The sequence below is a fragment of the Microbacterium sp. genome, assembly GCF_041641055.1.
GTDB lineage: Bacteria > Actinomycetota > Actinomycetes > Actinomycetales > Microbacteriaceae > Microbacterium.
Genome location: NZ_JBEPZB010000011.1, coordinates 86385 through 107208, shown reverse-complemented (window position 1 = coordinate 107208; position 20824 = coordinate 86385). Strand labels below are relative to the sequence as shown.

Sequence of the window (20824 nt, the reverse complement as noted above, 5' to 3'; positions counted from 1 at the left end):
GGAGATCTCACGCTCCGAAGGCCCAGATCACCGCATCCACCCTTCGTTGAGCATGATCTCCTTCGTTGCGTGTGATCTCCTCACGCGTGATCTCCTTCGTTACGCGTGATCTGCTCCGAACCGCGTGATCTCCCGCGCCCCGCGCGCCTACCGCAGCCCGAGAGGGCCGAGCACCACGGCCTGCCGTGTGCGCACCCAGACCCCGGCGCCCTCCCGGCGCTCTGCCCTGGTCGCGAAGCGGTAGCGGTACGACACCGCGCGCACCCAGCGGGGCGGCTGACCCTCGAACGGATCGATGCGCAGCAGTGCGAGGGTCGGAGCGTCTGCCTCCAGCAGCCGCAGCAGGAACACCGTGAACCAGTCGTCGAGTGAGCGTCCGAGCGGCAGGAACCACATCAGCCAGTCGAGGCGCAGATGGTACGGAGCGAACTGGCGGGGGATGCGGCGCACATCACCCGGTTTGCCCTTGAACTCGTACTCCCGCCACAGCAGGCCGTCGTCATCCACCGACCCCTCGACGACGATCTCCACACGCTCCTTCGTCACGGTGCCGAAGGCTCCGTACGCGTTGCCGATCTGCCAGCGGTTGAAGCTCGCGTTCATCAGCTGACGGTGCGCGAAGAGATTGCGCAGTGCAGGCCAGCTGAGGGCCACGACCAGCAGACCCACGGCGGTCGTGATCACGAGCCAGTACAGCGGGATGCCGGGCCAGAGCGGCCACTCCGCCCCACCCTGCGGGGGTCCGACCTGCTTCTCCGTCGCCTCCACGGCGCCGATTCCCGGCATCCCGATCGCCGAGAAGGCGATCACGATCGTCACCCAGTTCAGCCACGCGAAGTTGCCGGTGGCGACCAGCCACACCTGGGTCGCGATCATGATCGCCGCGGCGACCGCCCCGACGATCTGCGGCACAGGGCCCGGTATCCAGATCGAGAGCAGCGGCGCGAACACGAAGAACGGCACGACCAGCTGCGCGAAGTGATTGCCCACGACCTCGATCCGGTGGAACCATCGCGGCAGCAGATGCGCCTGACGACTGAGCGGGCCGGGCATCGGCTGCGTCTCGTGGTGGTAGTTCAGTGCCGTGAGGTCGCGCCACTCCCGACCGCCGCGGATCTTGATCATCCCGGCACCGAACTCGACGCGGAACAGCAGCCACCAGAACAGCACGATCACGACCGTGGGCGGCGGCTGGTCGGCCGAACCGAGGAAGGCGGCCAGGAAGCCGGCCTCGAGCAGCAGCATCTCCCATCCGAAGGAGTAGAACGTCTGCCCGATGCTCACCACGGACATGTATCCGAGCCACAGCACCAGGAAGGACAGCATCGGCACCCACGGCGGGCCGAGCTGCGGGATGCCGACGACGAGCGCCGCCGCGACCACGATGCCCGCCACACACAGCAGCAGGAGGCGCCGATCCGAGTAGCGGAGGTACAGGAAGACGGTGGGATGCAGCATCCGCCGTCGCGACTTCTTCGTCCCGACCCAGTCGAGCAGCATCGGCGCCGGGAGGAGCCCCCGTTCGCCCAGGAGTGGCCGGAACTGGTTCAGCGTCGAGACGAAGGCGACGAGGTAGAGCGCCGCGATCCCCCGCTGCAGCACCTCACGGGCGAACCCGAAGTCGACCGCCGCGAACCCCTCCATGGGCACAGGCTACGCCCCGCCCCACTCGGCGAAAGAGGGGCTTGCGCATCGCCCTGACAGGCTGCGAACGCCGCGATGGGCGGAGGATCCGTGACAGATCCTCCGCCCATCGGGGAGAAGTCCGCCCATCGTGTGGGCGGCTCACAGGGGTCAGGTCAGCTGACGGCCCAGTCGAAGTCGTCGCCGTGCTCCTCGAGCCAGGCGTCGACGGCATCCGCTTCCTTGCCCTCGCCGTACTCGTTGACGACCAGGTCCTCGAGCGAGCCGTACTGCTCGTCGTCGAGCTTGATCTGCTCGATCAGCTCAGCGGCCTCGGGGAACTCCTCGGCGAAGCCCTTCGTGCCGAGGAAGTGCAGCCGCTCGGCCTCGCCCATCGCGCCCTTGGGGTCTTCGAGATCCTTCAGCGGGAAGGCGTCGTTGGCCCAGAACGGACGCCACAGCGTCACGACGATGTCCTCTTCCTTGTCGGTCGCGGACTTCAGCTCGGTGAGCATCGCCGCGGTCGACGAGGTGACGAGCTCGTACTCGGAGTCGAGGCCGTACTCGGGCATCATCTTCTGGGTCTGCGCGGTGAGACCGGCACCCGGCTCGATGCCGAAGATCTTGCCGTCGAACTCGGCACCCTTGCCTGCGAGGTCCTCGATGGAGGTCAGGTCGGAGTACTCCGGGACGGCGAGCGTCAGCTTGGCGTTGTCGTAATACGCGCCGAGATCCTCGATGTCGTCGCCGTAGGTGTCCATGTACGACTTGTGGGTCAGCTCGGGCCAGGCCGACGGGTAGATGTCGACGTCACCCTGCGCGAGGCCGGTGTACAGCGGGCCCGCCTCGGTGAGCGTCTTCATCTCGACCGTGTAGCCGATCTTCTCGAGCTGGTCCTGCAGCAGGTATGCGGTGCTCAGGCCGTCGGTCCACGACGGCAGGAAGCCGAGCGTGATCGTGCCCTTGTCACCGGAGCCGGAGCCGGAATCCGAGCCGGCGTCGCCGCCGCCGGTGCCGCCCATGCCGTCGCCGCTGCAGCCGGCGAGGGTGAGGGTGGCTGCGGCGCCGATCGCCGCGATGGTCAGGAGCTTCTTCTTCATGTGTGTCTCTCTCGTTCCGTATATATGTGTGCTGTGGTGCTGTGTACTGCGGTGTTCTCTTGTGCGGAAGGGATGAGTCAGTGCACGCCGCCGCCGACGGCGGTACGCGTGGATGCCTCGGCCTCGGCCTCGGCGGCCGCATCCTGCGCGGGGGCCGCTGCGGTCTGGGTCGCTGCCGGCGTCGGCGCGGAGGCGGAAGCGGATGCCGCGGCGAGGCGCTTCTGCGTGCGGCGGCGCGCCAGCATCCCGAGCAGCGACGAGCGGTTGCTGCCCAGATCGCCGAGCGCCGCGGTGACGCGGTCGAGGAAGACGGCGATGAGCACGACGCCCAGACCCGCCTCGACGCCCTTGGCGATGTTGATGGTCGAGATCGCCTCGACGACGATCTTCCCGAGGCCGTCGGCGCCCGCCATGCCGGCGATGACCGCCATCGACAGGGCCAGCATGATGACCTGGTTGACGCCGGCGAGGATCGTCGGCATCGCGAGCGGCAGCTGGATGCCGCGCAGGATCTGACCCGGCTTGGCACCGAACGCCTGACCTGCCTCGACGGTCTCGGAGTCGACTCCGCGGATGCCGAGCTCGGTCAGTCGCACGCCAGGGGGCAGTGCGAAGATCACGGTCGCCACGAGACCCGGAACGACACCGATGCTGAAGAAGACGATGGCCGGGATCAGGTAGACGAAGGCGGGCATCGTCTGCATGAAGTCGAGCACCGGCTTCAGTACCGCGCGCACCGTGGCATTGCGGGCCGACCAGATGCCCAGCGGCACCGCGATCAGCACCGCGATGACCGCGGCGACGAGCACGAGGGCGAGGGTCTGCATCGCGGGGACCCAGAGGTTCATGGCGACGATCAGGGCGAACGAGACGACCGTCCCGATCGCGAGCTGCCACGAGCGCACGAGCCACGCGATGAACGCCGCGATCAGGATGATGACCACGAAGTGCGGGCTGAGCAGGGCGCGGGTGAGGCCGTCGACGAGGAAGCTCACGACGAACGAGATGACGTCGAGCAGACCGTCGAGGTTCGTCTTGATCCAGTCGACGCCCGTGGCGACCCAGGAGCCGAGGGGGATGCGGAAGCCGTCCATCAGCGCACCTCCCCTGCCGTCGCGGCGTCCGCCGGGTCGGCGGTCCACCCGTCGTCGAGCACCGCATCGATCTCCGCCTGCGGCATCGGCAGCAGGGGCAGGGTGAGCTCGCCGGTGGCTCCGGGGCCGGGGCCCAGGGCTGCGAGCAGGGTGATGCGCGGGATGACACCCACGAGTCGGTTCTCCGCATCGACCACCGCAAGCGGCAGCGGCGACTCGACCGAGGGGATGAACAGGTTCATGAGGACCTCGTCCTTGCTGACGCTCTGCGGCACCGGCTTGATGATCGATGCGAGGGTCGACACGCCCTGGCGCACGAGCTTCACGGCATCCCGATCGGTGACGATGCCGAGCAGGCGGCGATCACGACCGGTGACGTAGGTGGCCGACATGAAGGCGTCGCGCATCTGACGCAGCGCCGTACGGGGTCCGGCGCTCTCCGGGACGACGGGGCGCGGGCGCTCCATGACGTTCGCGGCGGTGAGCACGCGGGCGCGGTCGACGTCCTGCACGAACTGCTCGACGTAGTCGTTCGCGGGGTCGGTGAGGATGTCTTCCGGCGTGCCGATCTGCACGATGCGGCCATCGCGCATCACGGCGATCCGGTCGCCGAGGAACATCGCCTCATTGAGGTCGTGGGTGATGAAGACGATGGTCTTCTGCAGCTTCTCCTGCAGTTCGAGGAGCTGCTCCTGCATCTCGCGACGGATCAGCGGATCGAGGGCGCTGAACGCCTCGTCCATGAGCAGGATGTCGGAATCGGCGGCGAGGGCGCGGGCGATGCCGACACGCTGCTGCATCCCGCCGGAGAGCTCGGACGGGAGCTTCTCCGCCTGGCCCTCCAGTCCGACGAGAGCGAGGATCTCCTCGGCCTTCGCCAGGCGCTCCTCCTTGCCGACGCCCTTGAGCTCGAGCGGGTAGGCGACGTTCGCGGCGACCGTGCGGTGCGGCAGCAGCGCGAAGTGCTGGAACACCATCGAGATGCGGTCGCGGCGGATCTCCCGCAGTCGCGACGACGGGATGCCGGTGATGGGGTCGCCGTTCACGACGACGGATCCGTCTGTCGCGTCGTGCAGGCCGTTGAGCATGCGGATGATGGTGGACTTGCCGGAGCCGGAGAGCCCCATGATCACGAAGATCTCGCCGCGATTGACGGTGAAACTGGCGTCGATGACGGCGGCGGTCCCTGCATCGCCGACCTGGGATCTGCTCTCACCGGCCTTCAGTCGACGGACGGCACTGCTCGGATTCTTCCCGAACACCTTGTACAGATTGCGCGCTTCAAGAGCGATATCGGACACGTTTCCCCTGCGGCTCGCCGAGTGCGGCTGAGCCTGCTTCGGTTGCGCCCGGGTGATCCTCCCGGCCGTTTCGACGTGGTGCTGTGGCGGCGCGGACGGCGGATTTCGGATCCACCGCGATAGAGCATCGACCGTACGTCCACGCCTCTTCGCAGCACAGCACATTCGAAAGAAGGACGTGGTCGCGGACTGGTCTTCGGGCCGTCAGGCCCACCAACCAACGTAACGAAATGGCCGGTCAGGGGCAAATCCGCTATTCCCAATGCCGTTCAGTTTCGCATGCTGACCGGGGGATTGCGCGGGTTTCGGACGTGGCGTCGGCCCCGTCGGGTGGGGGCGTTCCGGGGGTCGATCCGGCAGCTTCGCGACGCCTGCCGGGCGCGTTGGAAGGCCCTGTGCACCTCCGCAGTCCGGATGCCGGGCAGACGGACTTCCCGGGCGCATTCGGACTTCCGAGGCGCCCGCGGTCAGCGGCGGATGCTGCGTCGCGCTTCCAAAGTCGCTATGCGTTTCCGCAGTCCGGATGCCGGCCAGACGGACTTCCCGGGCGCATTCGGACTTCCGAGGCGCCCACGGTCAGCGGCGGATGCTGCGTCGCGCTTGGGAAGGCCATGTGCGCCTCCGCAGTCCGGATGCCGGGCAGACGGACTTGCCGGGCGCATTCGGACTTCCGAGGCGCCCGCGGTCAGCGGCGGATGCTGCGCGTGACCGTGAACTTGGAGGTGCGTCCGACCTGCTCGGTCGGGCCGATCAGTCTGGTCAACTCACCGCGATACCCGAGGGACGAGTTGAACACCGTGACGAGTTCTCCTCCTGGACGCAGGATACGGGCGGCGGCCTCGAACAGCCTGGTCGCCGCCCCCGTGTGGACGCTGCTGCCGAGGTGGAACGGCGGGTTCAGCAGCACGAGATCGGCGCTCGCGTCGGCGAGCTCGGATGCGGCGTCGTCGTGCATCACGGCGACCCGGTCCGCGACGCCGTTCGCTGCCATGGTCGCGCGAGCGGATGCCGCGGCTGCCGCCGATCGATCGGTCGCGATCACGCGGGCTTCGGGGTGTGCGAGGGCATAGGAGGCGGCGAGCGCGCCGGTGCCGCAGCCCAGATCGACGACGAGCGGGGCCGGGCTCGACCGCTCACTCTCCATAACTCCGGAGATGCGCGCGGCAACGGGCTGTGTCGGGGCGCTTTCCGCCGCTTCAGCACCGGTTCTCCGGAGTTGTGACCCGTCGAGGCCGAGCACCTCCCGCAGAAACCGCGTTCCGATGTCGAGACGCGCCCCCGCGAAGGCGCCGCCATGCGCCACCAGCACCAGTCCGTCGTGCTGCGCGGTCACCGGGAACGGAGGCTCGGGAGAAACCGGTCGACGCCCCGAGGCCACGACGAGACGGGACTTGCGCTCCGCCCGCTCGGCCTGCACCTGCGTGAAGCTCCGTGCCAGCACCTCGTTCTGGGTGATCGTCATGTGCTTCACGCGTCCGCCGGCGACGAGCACCACGTCGGGAGCGGCCCAGCGAGCCACAGCATCCGCGATCTCCTCGAGCTCGGCGAGCGCCTTCGGCAGCTGCAGCAGCACCAGGCGCGCACCGTCGAGCAGCATCGCGTCGAGTTCGTGGGACGAGAACCCCTCGATGCCCAGCTCGCCTGCATTCCGGGCGAGCGCCCGTCGGCCGGTCGCCAGATCCTGGTGCACGCGCACACCGTTCAGCCCGGCGTGGGTGAGCGCCAGCGTGATCGCGCCGTACTCGTCGCCGATGACCGCGACTTCGCGACCCGAGACACCGGACGCCAGCGCGCGGTCGACGAGCAGCAGGTCGGTCGCGTCGTACGCCTGCAGATTGTCGGCCTCGACGTCGGGCCACCGCCGCAGGCTGCTGAAGGGGAAGTCCACGCCTCCAGCCTAGGAGCGCGCCCTCTTGACCCCGACTGAACACACGTTTAGTCTGCTGTACATGCGTTCAGCATCCGATGACCTCACCGCCCGCGCCCGCATCCGCGACGCCGCGATCGCTGCGTTCGCCCGCGACGGCTACGACGGAGCGAGCCTGCGCCGCATCGCCCAGGAGGCGGGGGTGAGTCCCGCCCTGATCGTGCATCACTTCGGCGACAAGAACGCGCTCCGCACCGAATGCGACGACTACGTGGTCTCGGTCTTCATCAACGAGGAGCACGACCTCATCACGGCGCCGACCAGCGACCGCATCCGCACGGCACTGCACGATCTCGACCGCTACGGCCCGTACCTCGACTACCTCGCGCGCATGCTCGTCGACGGTTCCCCCGCCTCCGACCGGTTGTTCGACAGCTTCCTCGCGAGCACCAGGGACGTGCTCGACGAGCAGCGTGCGGCGGGGATGCTCGAGCCGATGAGCGATCCCGAGATGACGGTCCTCCTGGTCACTCTGATCGGACTCGGGCCCGTCGTGATGCGCGCCCAGATCGCGCGCACGCTCGGCGCCGACCAGCTCAGCGCCGCGGGGCTCCTGCGCACGACCCTGCCGACACTCGAGCTGCTCACACATGGCATCTACTCCACGACGGCGCTGCTCGACGGCGCCAGAGAGGCGCTGGCCGCACAGGCCGACGCGAAGGGAGACCCCTCATGACCTCCACCATCGAGATCGACCGACTGCACAAGCGCTACGGCAGCCGCATCGCACTCCACGAACTCGATCTCGCCGTGCGGCCGGGGACCGTGTTCGGCCTCATCGGCCCGAACGGGGCGGGCAAGACCACGACGCTGCGCACGCTCGTCGACGTCATCCGTCCGTCCTCGGGCTCCGTGCGCGTCCTCGGAGTCGAACCACGTCGCGGCGGCGCCGCCCTGCGACGCCGCATCGGATATGTGCCGGGCGAACTGCATCTCGAGGGCCGGTCGAGCGGACATCGCATGCTGGCGTTCTACGCGCAGGTGTCGGGCGACCACGATTCCGCCGCGACGCTGCGCACCGCACGCGACCTCGCCGACCGTCTCGGCGTCGATCTGTCGCGCCCGGTACGCACGCTCTCGAAGGGCAACAAGCAGAAGATCGGGCTCATCCAGGCCTTCATGCACCGGCCGGAGCTGCTGATCCTCGACGAGCCGACGAGCGGTCTCGACCCCCTCGTGCAGCGGGAGTTCCTGCAGATGGTGCGCGAGGCGAAGGATGCGGGGCAGACCGTGCTGCTGAGCTCGCACGTGCTGAGCGAGATCCAGCAGACCGCCGATGAGGTCGCAGTGCTCGCGAACGGCAGGGTCGTCGCCGACGGCGATGTCGCCTCGCTGCGGCTGGGGTCGATCCGTCGGGTGCGGGCCGAGATCGCCACGCAGGATGCCGCGGCCGCAGCGACCGGATTCGACCGGGTACCGGGTCTCACCGGACTCGAGGTGCAGGCGGGCGACGGCACGCTGCAGCTCGCCGGCACGATCGACGGCGCGATCGACCCGTTCATCAAGGCTCTCGCTCCGTTCGAAGTGCGCGACCTCACGGTCGAGGAGCCCGACCTCGAGGAGTCGGTGCTGCGCCTGTACGGGAATGCCGGGGCGAGGGCGGCTCGCGGTACCGAGTCCGGTGCGGGAACTGGCGCGGAGTCCGACGACGAGCCTGGCGCAGGGTCCGACGACGAGCCTGGCGCGGAGTCCGACGACGAGCCGGGCGCCGCATTGCGAATCGCCTCCCGCATCGACCGGGACGCGGACTCGGCCACGGACCAGGGCGCCCCGCCGAGCAGACGAGCACGGCGCGAGAGGGGGGATCGGCGATGAGCGGCATCCTTCCCGTGTTCCGGCGCAGCCTTCGCGAGTCCTGGCGGAGCCTGCTCGGCTGGACGGTAGGTCTCGCGGCCGTGCTGTCCCTCTACCTGCCGCTGTTCCCCAGTCTCGGTGGGGACGGACAGTTGGAGGCAATGATCTCGTCGCTGCCGAAGGAACTCGTCGACACACTCGGCTACGACCAGATCGCGACGGGCGCCGGATACGCGCAGAGCACCTTCTACGGGTTGATGGGCTTCCTGCTGCTCACGATCGCCGCCGTCCTGTGGGGATCCGCAGCGCTCGCCGGCGCGGAGGAGAGCGGACGCGCCGAACTCGATCTCGCCCACGGCATCGGCCGCGCGCAGTACGCGCTCGAGTCGGCGCTGGCCGTGCTCGTCCGGCTGGTGTGGCTCGGCGCCTTCTCGGGGCTGGTCGTGTGGGCGCTCAACGATCCGGCCGAACTCGGGCTCGAAGGCTGGCGGATCGTCGGGGCGAGTGCGGCCCTGACCGGTCTCGCCTTCCTCACGGCATCCGCCGCTCTGCTCGCCGGCGCCGCGACGGGTCGGAGACTCTGGGCGACAGGCGCGGGCGCGGGCATCGCCGTGGTCGGATACATCCTGCAGGCCGTGGCGAAGCAGTCCGACGACCTCGAGTGGCTCAACGCGCTGTCGCCGTATGCGTGGGTGTACCGCCAGTCGCCGCTCGGCGAGGGCGTCGATCCCGCAGGACTCGCGCTCACCTGGGGCCTGGCCCTCGCGCTCGTCGCGGCGTCGACTTTCGCGCTGCGCTCTCGCGATCTGCGCGGCTGACGCGACCCCACACTTCCTCACACACGGGCACAACTTCGGAACTCGGGGACGACACGCCCCGCCGTTCGCTCCCCGCTCGGGGTGTCGTCCGCCGTCTCCGAAGTTGTGCCCGCGCGAGCGGTGAGCCCCCCCCCGCTGCGGGGTCAATAACGCACCCGAACTGCGGCTTTCCGATGCCCTTTTGGCCCCGCACCGGACGATCGGGCTCTCTCGGATGCGGAATCGACCCCGCACCACCCCACCGAGTCCGGCAGAAACACCGGTTGACACGATCCAGGTTCGGTGGTTACCTAGTCGAGCAACTAACCCATCAACCATGCGGAGGACTCGTGATCGAAGAAGGCAAGCCGCTCTTCCTCCAGATCGCCGAGCAGATCGAGGACTCGATCCTCGACGGCTCACTGCCGGAGGAGACCCAGGCGCCCTCGACGAACGAGCTCGCCGGCTTCTACCGGATCAACCCCGCCACCGCAGCGAAGGGAGTCGCCATGCTCACCGACAAGGGAGTGCTGTACAAGCGCCGCGGCATCGGCATGTTCGTCGCCGCCGGGGCGAAGGATCTGCTCCTCGGCGAGCGCCGCGCCGCGTTCGCCGACCGCTATATCGACCCGCTCCTCGCAGAGGCCCGCACCCTGGGCCTCGGCGCCGACGACCTCGCCGCGCTGCTCCGCGAGCGCGCGGCCCACACACCACAGTCACCACAGGCAGCACAGTCACCACAGTCACCACAGTCACCACAGTCACCACAGTCACCACAGGCCACACAGACAGAAGGGAAGGACCCCGCATGACCGCCGTCATCGAGGTGCAGGACCTCACGAAGCGATACAAGGACAAGCGCGCACTCGACAATGTGTCGCTCAGCCTCGAGGGCGGAGCGATCTACGGGCTGCTCGGCCGCAACGGGGCCGGCAAGACGACGCTCATGTCGATCCTGACCGCGCAGAACTTCGAGTCATCCGGAACCGTCAGGGTCTTCGGCGAGCATCCGTATGAGAACGCCCGCGTCCTCAATCGCATCTGCTTCGTCCGCGAGAGCCAGAAGTATCCGGATGACGCCTACCCGCGTCACGCGTTCCGTGCGGCGAGCCTCTTCTTCGACAACTGGGACCAGGAGCTCGCCGACGAACTCGTCGAGCAGTTCCAGCTGCCGATGAAGCAGACCATCAAGAAGCTCTCCCGCGGCCAGCTGTCGGCGGTCGGGGTGATCATCGGACTCGCCTCGCGCGCCGAGCTCACCTTCTTCGACGAGCCCTACCTCGGGCTCGACGCGGTCGCCAGGCAGATCTTCTACGACCGCCTGCTCGAGGACTACGCCGAGCATCCGCGCACGATCGTCCTGTCGTCGCACCTCATCGACGAGGTCTCGAACCTCATCGAGAAGGTCATCGTGATCGACAACGGCCGCATCCTCCTCAACGAGGACACGGATGCCGTCCGCGACCGCGCCGTCACGGTCGTCGGCGACGCCGCGAAGGTCGACGCCTGGGCGTCCGACCGCGAGGTGCTGCACCGGGAGGCGCTCGGACGCGTGGCATCGGTCACCGTGCTCGGCGCGCTGTCCGCCGCCGAGCGGGCCGAGGTCACGGCATCCGGTCTGGATCTCGCCCCGGTGTCACTGCAGCAGCTGATCGTCCGACTCACCCAGAAGGCCGAGGCGGACTCGGCCACGAGAGGTTCACTCGCGAAGGAGGAGGTGCGCTGATGCGACGCACACTCAACGTCATCCGGCTGCAGCTGATCAACCGCCAGACCTTCATCTGGGTCCCGCTGATCATCCTCGGTTCCGCCGTGGTGATCTCGGTGCTCATCTACGCGATGATCCCGGTCGACACCCCGAAGTACGGCGGCGGCGGACAGGCTCCGCTCTGGTACTTCTTCGCCATCGGGATCTCGGCCATGACCTTGACCTTCCCGTTCTCGCAGGCCATGAGCATCACCCGTCGCGACTTCTTCTTCGGGACGCTGCTGACCGCCATCCTCGGCAGCGCCTTCATGGGCGTGGTGTTCCTGATCGGCGGCGGCATCGAGATGCTGACCGACGGGTACGGGGTGAACGGCTACGTCTTCTACCTGCCGTGGCTGTGGGAGGCGGGCCCGGGTGGCGCGTTCATCGTCTACTTCACCCTCGCCCTGTTCCTGTTCGTCGTCGGCTTCACCGGGGCGACGATCTACAAGAGCTGGGGTCCCACCGCGCTCACCATCGTCGGAGTCGGACTCGCCCTGATCCTCGTGGGTCTCGCGTTCCTCGCGACGCGGCTCGAGCTGTGGGACGAGGTGTGGACGGGCATCCTCGACGCGGGCGCAGTCGGCCTCGCGCTGTGGGGACTCGTGGGCGTGGTGGTGCTCAGCGCCGTCTCGTTCCTCGCCTTCCGCCGCGCCACCCCCTGATCCGCTCGTCGCCCGACGCCGGTCGCCCCACGGGGTGGCCGGCGTCGTCGCGTCCGCTACCCGTCGTCGGCGCCGGAATCAACCCGGTGCTGCGCGGGGACGGGAAGGGCTAACGTCACCCTGCGAGGGAGGATGACGAAAGGATGCCGTGACGAACCTGATCACCCGCCTCGGTCCTCGGCGCACGGGGATCGTGCGCGCTCTGCATGACGCCGTCAGACCGGCGCGCCTGCTCCTGGTGGCGAAGACGGCGCTCGCCGTCGGACTCGCCTGGACCCTCGCGCCGCACATGCCGGGGGTCACCGACGAGTACCCGTACTACGCACCCCTCGGGGCGCTCGTCAGCATGTATCCCACGCTGATGGGGTCGGTGCGATCGGGGCTGCAGACGCTCCTCGGACTCGCCACCGGCATCGGGTTGGCGGCGATCGTGGTGCTCACGGTCGGTCCGACCTGGTGGACGATCCCCGCGGTGGTCGGCATCGGCGTGCTCGTCTCCGGCACCGGATGGTTCGGAGCCGGTCGCGAGTACGTGCCCATGGCGGCGCTCTTCGTGCTGATCATCGGCGGCCAGAACGCCGATGAGTACTCGCTGGGATACCTCGTGCAGATGGGAGTCGGCGTGGTCGTCGGGCTCGTCGTGAACGTGGTGATCGCGCCCGCACCGCTCACCCTGGCCGCGGCGGCCAGGGTCGAGGCGTTCCGGCTGCAGCTGAGCGAGCATCTGCACGACATCGGCGCCGCCGTCTCGGAGTCCTGGCCCCCTGAGCATCAGCAGTGGGCGGAGGATGCCGCCTCGCTCGCCGACACGACTGCCGCTCTGCGCGCGGCCCTGTCCGAGGCGGACGACAGTCGGCGCGGCAACCCCCGGGCGCGCGGACGGCGCGGCGAGACCGCGCACATCCACGAGGAACTGGGGCGGCTCGACCGGATCGCGCACCTCATCCGGGACATCTCGGACGAGATCGCCGACACGATCTGGGATCGGCCGGGCGCTCTCGTGCTCGACCCTGCACTGCCGGACCCGCTGTCGGCCGCGTGCCATGCGGTCGCCGAGGTCATCGCACAGGACGACCCTGCGACGTCGGAGGATCATCGCGAGCGCGCAGAGGCCGCCCGAGCCATCCGGCTGCTGCTCGAGACGGTCGACGACCGCACGCTCGCCGCGCGTCGTTCGATGGGCCCCGGAGTGCTCACCGCCATGCACCTGCGCCGCATCCTGATCGTCAGCGGGCACCGAGAGCCAGAGGAGGAGGCGCCCGCCGAGGACGATCGGGAGGGCGAGGAGGATCCGAAGGGCGAGGACGAACCGGAGTTCCGGTGACCCGCCCTCCTCCGACCCGCACTCCTGCGAGGCGAGCGCGCAGTGCCGCGGCGTCAGATCAGGTCGTCGGCGGCGAGGATGTCGATCTGCCACGGGCGACCGGCCGGGTCCGACGAGTCGTGCGCGTCGACGGCCTCGGTGATGACCTCGTGGATCCGCTCCATCACCGCATCGAACTCGACCTCGGTGAGTCTGACCATGCGCTGCGAGAACGTGGCGTGTACTTCTGTCGTGCGGCCCGACAGGTACTCCGGCGTCCAGGCGACCACCCGCGCCATCATCTGCTGGTGGTCGTCGGCCAGTGAGCGCACCATGGCCGTTCCGAGCGCCTCGTCGGGAACCGGATGCTCGGGTCCGCCCACGTTGATGGCGCCCTTGCAGGCTTTCCACACACGATCACGACGATCCCGTGCATGCTCCGGGGCCTCTTCGATGAGGCCGGCGTCGGCGAGGACCCGCAGGTGGAAGCTCGCGCTGTTCGCCGGGACGTCGAGGTCGGCGGCGACATCGGCGGCGCGTAGGTGGTCACGGCGGGCGAAGAGGCGGATCATCCGACGCCGCAGCGGATGCGCGTAGGCCTTGAGCATCGCCGACGTCATCCAGACCTGTTCGGCATCCTGCTGCGGCTCACCCATGTGTCGAGTGTATCCGCACCGGAACTTGCGCAATGAGTATTGCGCAATAGTTCTTGCGCAATTATGGTGGTGACCATGACGACCGTGACGGCGCCGCATCGACTGTGGCAGAACGCCCGCTACCTGACCTGGCTCGTGAGCGACACGAGCAAGGGACTCGCCGCGGCTCTGTTCGCGTTCGCGATCCCGCTGCTCGCGCTGATCGTGACCAACGACCCCGCGCAGGCGGGCATCATCGGAGGCGCGGGCATGGCCGCGCGTCTCGTGTTCACGCTCGCGGGCGGGGTCATCGCCGACCGGCATCCGCGCATCGTCCTGATGCTGATCGGGGCGCTCGCCGGCATCCTGCTCTCCGGCGCCTTCACCGTGCTGGCGCTCCTGGATGCGCTGACCTTCGGCACCCTGCTGGCCGCGAACATCCTGCTCGCCGCCCGCGGCGGACTCTTCGACGTCGCCGGCGAGAGCGCGATCAAGGAGATCGTCCCCGACGACGCGATGGGGCGCGCGCAGGCGGCGAATCAGGGGCGCGACGCCGCGCTGCAGCTCGCCGGCGGCCCGCTGGGCGGACTGCTGCTCGGCGCCGGTGGGTGGCTCGTCGGAGTCGCGATGACGCTCTGCCACGGGATCGCCGCAGCAACCGCATGGATGCTGCATCGCCAGGCCCGCCGCGCGGGGATCCACCCGGAGAACCCGGATCATCCGCTCGGCGATCGGCCTGTCGCAGCGGGACTCGCCGTGGATCCGTCAGACGGTCTGGGTCTTCCGCCGACTGAGACGGACGCAGAGACGGATGCCGAGACGGATGCGGGCGGGACCAGCGCATGGGCGGAGCTGCGTGAAGGATTCGGATGGCTGCTCTCGCGACCCGACCTCGGCGGCGTGCTGCTGATCATCACCATCATCAACCTCGGCTTCAATGCCGCGATCACGACCGTCATCTACGCCCTGCAGCAAGCCGGATACTCGGAACTGCTGATCGGCAGCCTCAGCGCCGCCGTCGGAGCCGTGATGCTCGTCGGAGCGGTGGTCGCCCCGCTCCTCGTGCCACGGATCAGAGCAGGAGTGCTGGCGATCAGCGGGCTCTCCGTCGTGGCGATCGGCGCGATCGTGCTCTCCATGGTCACCGAACCGTCGGCGATCGTCGTGGTGCTCGGCGCGTCCGTGCTGCTGCTGCCCTCGCTCAATGCCGGGATGATGGGCTACTTCATGGTCGCGACCCCGACGCAGCTGCTCGGACGGGCGAACAGCGCGGCGGGCGTGCTGGGCATGGGCGCGCTGCCCCTCGCGCCGCTGATCGCCGGTTTCGGGCTCACCTGGCTCGGCCGCGACTGGACCATGCTCGTCTGCGCGGCCCTCTGCGTCATCGCCGTCGCGCTCGCGCTGGGCAACCGCGCGCTGCGCGCCCTGCCGGTCGAGTCGCGGTGGGCCGAGCACGCCAGGCAGTACGAGACAGCCTGAGCGCTCGCTCGGCGTTCGCCTCACAGGATCGCGGTGAGCACACCGCCGTCCGCGCGCAGTGCGGCACCGTTCGTCGCCGAGGAGAGCGGGCTCGAGAGGAAGGCGACCAGGTTCGCGATCTCCCTCGGGTCGATGAAGCGCTCCAGGAGAGTCGTCCTGTTCTGGCTGATGATGGCGTTCTTCATCTCCTCCACGGGCAGCGCCTGCGCCTCCGCCACCGCCGCCACGGATGCGGCCACTCCGTCGGAGAACGTGGGTCCGCCGAGGACGGTGTTGACGGTGACCGAGGTCCCGCGGGTGAGCTTCGCCAGCCCGTTCGCGACGGCGAGCATGGCGGCCTTCGTCATCCCGTAGTGCACCATGTCCGCCGGCACGTTGACACCGGACTCGCTGCTGATGAAGATGATCCGGCCGGACCCTCGTGCGAGCATCCCGCCGAGCACTGCCTGGGACAGCCGCACACCGCTCATCACGTTGACCTCGAAGTATCGCGTCCACTCGTCATCGGCGATCGACGCGAAGTCCGCGAGGCCGAAGAGACCGACGTTGTTCACCAGGATGTCCACATCGCCCAGCGCCTCGGTGAGAGCGGTCACCTCTGCCGCCTGCGAGAAGTCCACCACGAGACCCGACACTCGCGCACCCGGCTGCTCGTCGCGCAGCCGCTCCACCGCCCGATCGAGGCGCCCCACGTCGCGCCCGTTCAGCACCACCTCCACGCCTTCGGCCGCCAGGGCGGATGCCACGGCATACCCGATCCCCTGACTTGAGCCACTGATGAACGCCCTCTTGCCCTGCAGTACCAGATCCATCACCGCTCCTCTTCAGCGCCGTTCGTCAGCGCGTCTTTACTTGCTTGAGCAAGTCACGGTACAGGGGATGACTTGCGTGAGCAAGTGAAAAGCCATCGGTGGAGTATGCTCGCACCATGTCTGAGAATCCGATCGCCGGTCCACTGAGCGCGGACGAACTGGACATCTGGGCACCCGTCGCGACGCTGCTCGAGCGACTCCCGACCGCACTCGACGCCCAGCTCCAGCGCGACAGCGGGCTGACCCACTTCGAGCACGGCATCCTGTACGCGCTCGATTCCGCCCCCGATCGCACACTGCGCCTCAGCATCCTCGCCGGCTACGCCAGCTGCACCCTCTCGCGGCTCTCCCGGGCGGTCTCCCGACTGGAGGCCAAAGGATGGGTCCGCCGCGCGACCGACCCGACCGACGGACGATTCACCCTGGGCATCCTCACCCCGAGCGGGCACGACAAGGTGGCCGAGTCGACCCCTGCGCATCATGCGCTGGTGCGCGAACTGGTCTTCGAGAGCCTGACCGCTGCTCAGCGTCGCCAGCTGCGCACGATCAGCCAGAGGATCTCGGCCGCGATCGGCCCTGACGAGTCATGGCGGCCACCGACGCTCGAGCGCCCGTGACGGATGTCGGGCCCCGCGCGTAGGATCGGCGGCACGCACCCACGACCCGAGGAGACGATGATGTCCGCCATGCAGATCACCGAGAAACCGCTCCCGTACGTCCGCCTCGCTGCGCTGACCGAGACCGTCGCGTCGCAACCCGAGGTCGCGGCCGTCGTCGGCCCGCTGTTCGATCGGGTGGCGGATGCGATCATCGCCTCCGGCGGGGAGCCGGGGCTGCCGATCGCGGAGTACGACATGAACAAGCACGGCGTGCGGATCACAGCCGGTTTCGTCTACGACGGTCCCGCCGTCGACGGGATCGTCATCGTCGAGCTGCCGGCGGCCGACGCGGCCTTCACCGCCACTCACCTCGGCACCATGGAGACGATCGATGACAGCTGGCACGCCGTGAATCAGGCCATCGTCGCCAACGGGTCGACGGCCCTGGGGGCGTGCCGCGAGGTCTATCTGCAGTCGGAGTCCGAAGACCAGGCCGACTGGGTCACCGAACTGCAGCAGCCGGTGGCGAGCTCCTGACCGTCATAGCGCTCCGGCCAGCGCGGCGACGCCGACGATCACCGAGACGAGGGCGAGAACGAGGGCGATCGCGATCAGCACCGCGTGAACCTTGAGGAATGCGGTGGCCTTTCCGTCGGCATCCCGAGCCCGAGGGTCCGTCGAGACGCGCTTGTAGAAGCGCGGCCACACGAGCACGTTGAAGGCGGCGTTGAGGAAGAGCACGACGGCGAGAGCGATCACCCCTCCACGCTAATGCCCTGCTCGTCTCGTGCCTGACGCCGTCGGTCGATGCCGGCCGTCTGCAGGACTCCGGAAAAACTGACCGAGTCCATGTATCAGGAACCCCTTGCCGCGCTCCTGATCAGTGTGATCACAATGGGACTCATGATCGACGGCGCACCCGATGGCGCCGCCCTCGATCCTGCACCGGACGACGGCGCGGCACGCTGGAGGCGTGCCGCCGACTTCTTCGACGCATGGCGGGACGGCGACAGCCGCGCGATGGATGACCTCGTGCGGTTGATGACGCCTGTGCTCTGGCATGTGGTGCGCGCCTACGGCCTGGAACGCACCCTGGCCGAAGACGTCATCCAGACCACCTGGCTGCGGCTGGTCCGAGGGCACCGCTCGATCTCCGATCCGCGTGCGGTGTCGGCCTGGCTCACCACCACCGCTCGCCGCGAGGCGTGGCGGGCCGGCAAAGCCCACGGTCGCATCGACACGACCGAAGCGGATGCTCTCGATGCTCTGCTGCCCGCGCAGCAATCCGCCGAGGACCACGCCGCGACCGGGGATGAGAGCAGGCGGCTCTGGGCCGCCGTGCAGCGCCTCGCGGACCGATGCCAGCGACTGCTGCGGGTCATCGCCTTCGAGGAGCGCCCGGACTACGCACGACTGGCCGCCGACCTGGCGATGCCGGTGGGCAGCATCGGACCGACGCGGCAGCGCTGCCTCGCGAAGCTGCGGGATCTGCTGGACGCGCCCTCACCACGGACGGAGGGCTCCTGATGAGTGAGAACGACCGCGTCAACGGCGGAGACAACCACGAGGATGCCGAGCTGTTCGCCCAGCTGCGCTCACTGTGGCGCGACGTCGACCCGATGCCCGCAGCGCTCGTCGATCGGATGATCGCGGCCGTCGCCGCCGAGGGTCTCTCGGACGAGTACGCACTGCTCACGCTCGTGGAGGATCCGCTCGGAGCGGTGCGCGGCGACGCCGATGCGCTGACGCTGCAGTTCAGCGACGGCACCACCAGCATCCTGCTCCATGTGACTCGCTCCGCGACCGGCGCGCACCGCATCGACGGCTGGGTGGATACGGTGACCGGCGAGATCGAGCTCGCCCAGGGCGATCGCACCCGCACGACCTCGCCCAACGACACGGGTCGGTTCGTGTTCGACGACGTGCCGGACGGTCTGACACGCGTACGTCTGACGGCCACGGTCGGAGACGCGGAGCGCACGCTGTCGACACCGCAGTTCGAGTTGTGATCCACCGCGCGGCGATCGCCGCGCGCACGAGGGGAAGTCCGCGGCAACGCGGGCGATCCCGCACCACGGGACGACCGCACGAGGGGATCCCGTGACACCACCGGGTGCACCGCACCTCGGAGTGACCGACACATCGCACAGCGGGTCCGCCCGCACACATCGCGGGTCCGCCCGCACACACAGCGGGTCCGCCCGCACACGACGCGGGTCCGCCCGCACACGACGCGGGTCCGCCCGCACGGAGAGGACCGACGATGGAGCAGCCCCAGGGGTGGAGTTGGCAGGACCGCGCAGAGGGATCGATCAGGCGGGGGACCGCACTCGACCCGTCGATCGAGCAGGTCGACGGGGTACGGGCGTTCCCGACCGCGTATCTGCAGGAGCGGCTGCTGATCACGCACGATCAGGAGACCGACCAGGAGGCCTACGACCGGGAGATCCGGGAGTTGCGCGAGGCGGCCGGCTCCTTCGGCTGGAATCTCGAGATCGAGAGTCCGGATGCTGCGCGCTCCGCCGCTCCACTGCTCCCCGGCGTCCCCGGCTTCCTGCGGGCACGCCTCACGACGCCCGATGAGCCCACCCGCGGTGAGTCCCCCGTGCCCCCGGACGCGTGGCGGGTGCTGCAGCGCGCCCGGCGCAGTTCGGGCACCCCCATGCCGCGCACCAGCCTCGAGCACGTGCTGTCGATCGATCCGGTGGGGCTCAACCCCTTCAGTCGCACGAATCCCTTCAGCCGCACGAATCCCTTCAGCCGGACCAACCCGGTCCGCGGCGCAGGGGCGGGCGGGAGCGACGACTACCTCGAACCGGGGCGCGGCGCTCGGCAGCCGGTGACGTGGGTCGGCCCGGCACCGCGACGCGCCGCCGCTCCGAAGCGCGGCCGTCGCCCGGTGGTCGCGGTGCTCGACACCGGCTGCGGGGTGCACGACTGGCTGCCGGATGACATCGTCACCCGGCACGTCGAACTCGACGGGGTGCCCGTCGGCCTCACCGATGACGCCGATCCCGAGCGGTATCCCGATCTGTACGGTCAGCTCGACGGCGAGATCGACGCGGTCGCGGGGCACGGCACGTTCATCTCCGGCATCATCCGGCAGACCGCTCCCGAGGCCGACATCCTGTCGATCCGCATGGCGGGGGCGCTCGGGGTGATCGATGAGAGCACGTTCCTCACCACGGTCGCCCAGGTCGTCGAGCTGCTGCGCCGACACCGCGAGGACCCCTCGACCGGGCATCCGATCGACGTGCTCAACCTGTCGCTCGGGTACTACCACGAGACGCCGGTCGACGGTCAGTTCAGCACCACGCTCCACGCGCTGCTCACGGCGGCCCGGGAACTCGGATGCGTGGTGGTCTGCTCCGCGGGGAACGACGCGATCGACCGGCCGTCGTTCCCGGCATCCCTCTGGCCCTGGCCCGGTGCGGACAACGGCATCCCCGTCGATGACGATGCCCCGCATGTGTCGGTCGGAGCGCTCAACCCGTCGGCCCGCTCCGTCGCCCTGTTCTCGAACGTCGGACCGTGGGTGCAGGTCTACGCGCCCGGGGCCGCGGTCGTGAGCACTTCCCCTGCGTTCGTCGGCGGGGAGCAGGCGTCGACGAGAGCAGACGTCGAGGGCCTGCGCCGCGAGACGATCGATCCCGACGACTACCGGGGCGGCTTCGCGATCTGGAGCGGCACGTCGTTCGCGGCTCCGTACGTCGCCGGCCGGATCGCCGCGCAGCTGGGCACGGTTCCCGTACGGGGTGTCGCATCGGATGCCGCAGCCCAGGCCGTCGCCGCCGTGCTCAAGACCCTGCCCTCTCCGGTCGGGCGGTAGCCCCGGCGTCCGTCCTTCCGCCCACCGTACACACCTCCGTCCCTCCTCTTCCACTTGCATGCCCAGATCACACCTGCAGGCCCGAAACCCCTGATTCGGGCCTGCACCTGTCTTCTCGG

Annotated in this window: 20 protein-coding genes and 1 pseudogene; 13 read left to right on the top strand and 8 right to left on the bottom strand. The window is 69.0% G+C overall.

All coding sequences use genetic code 11. The features are described from left to right. Nucleotides 1-147: 147 nt before the first annotated feature. From ACESK8_RS09340 to ACESK8_RS09320, 5 genes are all read right to left on the bottom strand, one after another. Entirely contained in the window at nucleotides 148-1644 is a 1497-nt protein-coding gene (locus ACESK8_RS09340; protein ID WP_372968340.1) for a lipase maturation factor family protein, read from the bottom strand. Nucleotides 1645-1799: 155 nt separating this feature from the next. Then, on the bottom strand, nucleotides 1800-2723 hold the full coding sequence (locus ACESK8_RS09335; protein WP_372968339.1) for a glycine betaine ABC transporter substrate-binding protein: 924 nt from the start codon (nucleotides 2721-2723) through the stop codon (nucleotides 1800-1802). Nucleotides 2724-2800: 77 nt separating this feature from the next. Beyond that, a complete protein-coding gene (locus ACESK8_RS09330) occupies nucleotides 2801-3817 on the bottom strand; it encodes an ABC transporter permease (protein WP_372968338.1) in 1017 nt (338 codons plus the stop codon). Beyond that, nucleotides 3817-5118 (bottom strand): glycine betaine/L-proline ABC transporter ATP-binding protein, encoded by a 1302-nt coding sequence (locus tag ACESK8_RS09325; protein ID WP_372968337.1) that lies wholly within the window; start codon nucleotides 5116-5118, stop codon nucleotides 3817-3819. Before ACESK8_RS09325 ends, ACESK8_RS09330 begins: the two co-directional genes overlap by 1 nt. Nucleotides 5119-5803: 685 nt before the next feature. Further along, the gene (locus tag ACESK8_RS09320; RefSeq protein ID WP_372968336.1) at nucleotides 5804-7006 is read right to left on the bottom strand and encodes a class I SAM-dependent methyltransferase; all 1203 of its coding nucleotides are present in this window, start codon (nucleotides 7004-7006) and stop codon (nucleotides 5804-5806) included. A gap of 61 nt (nucleotides 7007-7067) precedes the next feature. Here ACESK8_RS09320 and ACESK8_RS09315 point away from each other — a divergent pair, with 61 nt between their 5' ends. From ACESK8_RS09315 to ACESK8_RS09285, 7 genes and pseudogenes are all read left to right on the top strand, one after another. Next, a complete protein-coding gene (locus tag ACESK8_RS09315; protein ID WP_372968335.1) occupies nucleotides 7068-7721 on the top strand; it encodes a TetR family transcriptional regulator in 654 nt (217 codons plus the stop codon). Continuing rightward, nucleotides 7718-8860 (top strand): ABC transporter ATP-binding protein, encoded by a 1143-nt coding sequence (locus ACESK8_RS09310; RefSeq protein ID WP_372968334.1) that lies wholly within the window; start codon nucleotides 7718-7720, stop codon nucleotides 8858-8860. The genes ACESK8_RS09315 and ACESK8_RS09310 overlap by 4 nt, the downstream gene beginning before the upstream one ends. After that, nucleotides 8857-9657, top strand: a complete 801-nt coding sequence (locus ACESK8_RS09305) for an ABC transporter permease subunit (RefSeq protein WP_372968333.1) — start codon at nucleotides 8857-8859, stop codon at nucleotides 9655-9657. Before ACESK8_RS09310 ends, ACESK8_RS09305 begins: the two co-directional genes overlap by 4 nt. Nucleotides 9658-9986: 329 nt before the next feature. Further along, a pseudogene (locus ACESK8_RS09300) lies at nucleotides 9987-10346 on the top strand (GntR family transcriptional regulator); the annotation flags it as partial. 98 nt (nucleotides 10347-10444) lie between these two features. Beyond that, nucleotides 10445-11362, top strand: coding sequence for an ABC transporter ATP-binding protein (locus ACESK8_RS09295; RefSeq protein ID WP_372968332.1), 918 nt, complete (start codon nucleotides 10445-10447; stop codon nucleotides 11360-11362). Next, nucleotides 11362-12048, top strand: coding sequence for a hypothetical protein (locus ACESK8_RS09290; RefSeq protein ID WP_060928256.1), 687 nt, complete (start codon nucleotides 11362-11364; stop codon nucleotides 12046-12048). Before ACESK8_RS09295 ends, ACESK8_RS09290 begins: the two co-directional genes overlap by 1 nt. A gap of 148 nt (nucleotides 12049-12196) precedes the next feature. Next, a complete protein-coding gene (locus tag ACESK8_RS09285; protein WP_372968331.1) occupies nucleotides 12197-13372 on the top strand; it encodes an aromatic acid exporter family protein in 1176 nt (391 codons plus the stop codon). A gap of 53 nt (nucleotides 13373-13425) precedes the next feature. Here the strand turns inward: ACESK8_RS09285 and ACESK8_RS09280 are convergent, their stop codons facing one another. Beyond that, the gene (locus ACESK8_RS09280; RefSeq protein ID WP_372968330.1) at nucleotides 13426-14007 is read right to left on the bottom strand and encodes a helix-turn-helix domain-containing protein; all 582 of its coding nucleotides are present in this window, start codon (nucleotides 14005-14007) and stop codon (nucleotides 13426-13428) included. Between the two features lie 75 nt (nucleotides 14008-14082). On the opposite strand from ACESK8_RS09280, the gene ACESK8_RS09275 reads away from it, so the two are divergent. Further along, entirely contained in the window at nucleotides 14083-15465 is a 1383-nt protein-coding gene (locus ACESK8_RS09275) for an MFS transporter (RefSeq protein WP_372968329.1), read from the top strand. 20 nt (nucleotides 15466-15485) lie between these two features. On the opposite strand, the gene ACESK8_RS09270 is transcribed toward ACESK8_RS09275, so the two are convergent. Then, nucleotides 15486-16277 carry an SDR family NAD(P)-dependent oxidoreductase gene (locus tag ACESK8_RS09270; RefSeq protein ID WP_372968328.1) on the bottom strand — a complete coding sequence of 264 codons (792 nt, stop codon included), beginning with the start codon at nucleotides 16275-16277 and terminating at the stop codon, nucleotides 15486-15488. Nucleotides 16278-16393: 116 nt separating this feature from the next. Between ACESK8_RS09270 and ACESK8_RS09265 the strand changes: the two genes are divergently transcribed. Both ACESK8_RS09265 and ACESK8_RS09260 read left to right on the top strand, forming a co-directional pair. After that, the gene (locus tag ACESK8_RS09265) at nucleotides 16394-16894 is read left to right on the top strand and encodes a MarR family winged helix-turn-helix transcriptional regulator (protein ID WP_372968327.1); all 501 of its coding nucleotides are present in this window, start codon (nucleotides 16394-16396) and stop codon (nucleotides 16892-16894) included. A 60-nt stretch (nucleotides 16895-16954) separates the two neighbouring features. Then, nucleotides 16955-17413: a GyrI-like domain-containing protein gene (locus ACESK8_RS09260; RefSeq protein ID WP_372968326.1), complete on the top strand. Its 459-nt coding sequence runs from the start codon at nucleotides 16955-16957 to the stop codon at nucleotides 17411-17413. A gap of 3 nt (nucleotides 17414-17416) precedes the next feature. On the opposite strand, the gene ACESK8_RS09255 is transcribed toward ACESK8_RS09260, so the two are convergent. Beyond that, entirely contained in the window at nucleotides 17417-17635 is a 219-nt protein-coding gene (locus ACESK8_RS09255) for an SCO4848 family membrane protein (RefSeq protein ID WP_372968325.1), read from the bottom strand. A 144-nt stretch (nucleotides 17636-17779) separates the two neighbouring features. On the opposite strand from ACESK8_RS09255, the gene ACESK8_RS09250 reads away from it, so the two are divergent. The 3 genes from ACESK8_RS09250 (at nucleotide 17780) to ACESK8_RS09240 (ending at nucleotide 20705) form a co-directional block, all read left to right on the top strand. Next, the gene (locus ACESK8_RS09250) at nucleotides 17780-18403 is read left to right on the top strand and encodes an RNA polymerase sigma factor (protein ID WP_372968324.1); all 624 of its coding nucleotides are present in this window, start codon (nucleotides 17780-17782) and stop codon (nucleotides 18401-18403) included. Continuing rightward, on the top strand, nucleotides 18403-18885 hold the full coding sequence (locus ACESK8_RS09245; protein WP_372968323.1) for a hypothetical protein: 483 nt from the start codon (nucleotides 18403-18405) through the stop codon (nucleotides 18883-18885). The genes ACESK8_RS09250 and ACESK8_RS09245 overlap by 1 nt, the downstream gene beginning before the upstream one ends. Nucleotides 18886-19139: 254 nt before the next feature. Further along, entirely contained in the window at nucleotides 19140-20705 is a 1566-nt protein-coding gene (locus ACESK8_RS09240; protein WP_372968322.1) for a S8 family serine peptidase, read from the top strand. The last annotated feature ends 119 nt before the right edge of the window (nucleotides 20706-20824 follow it).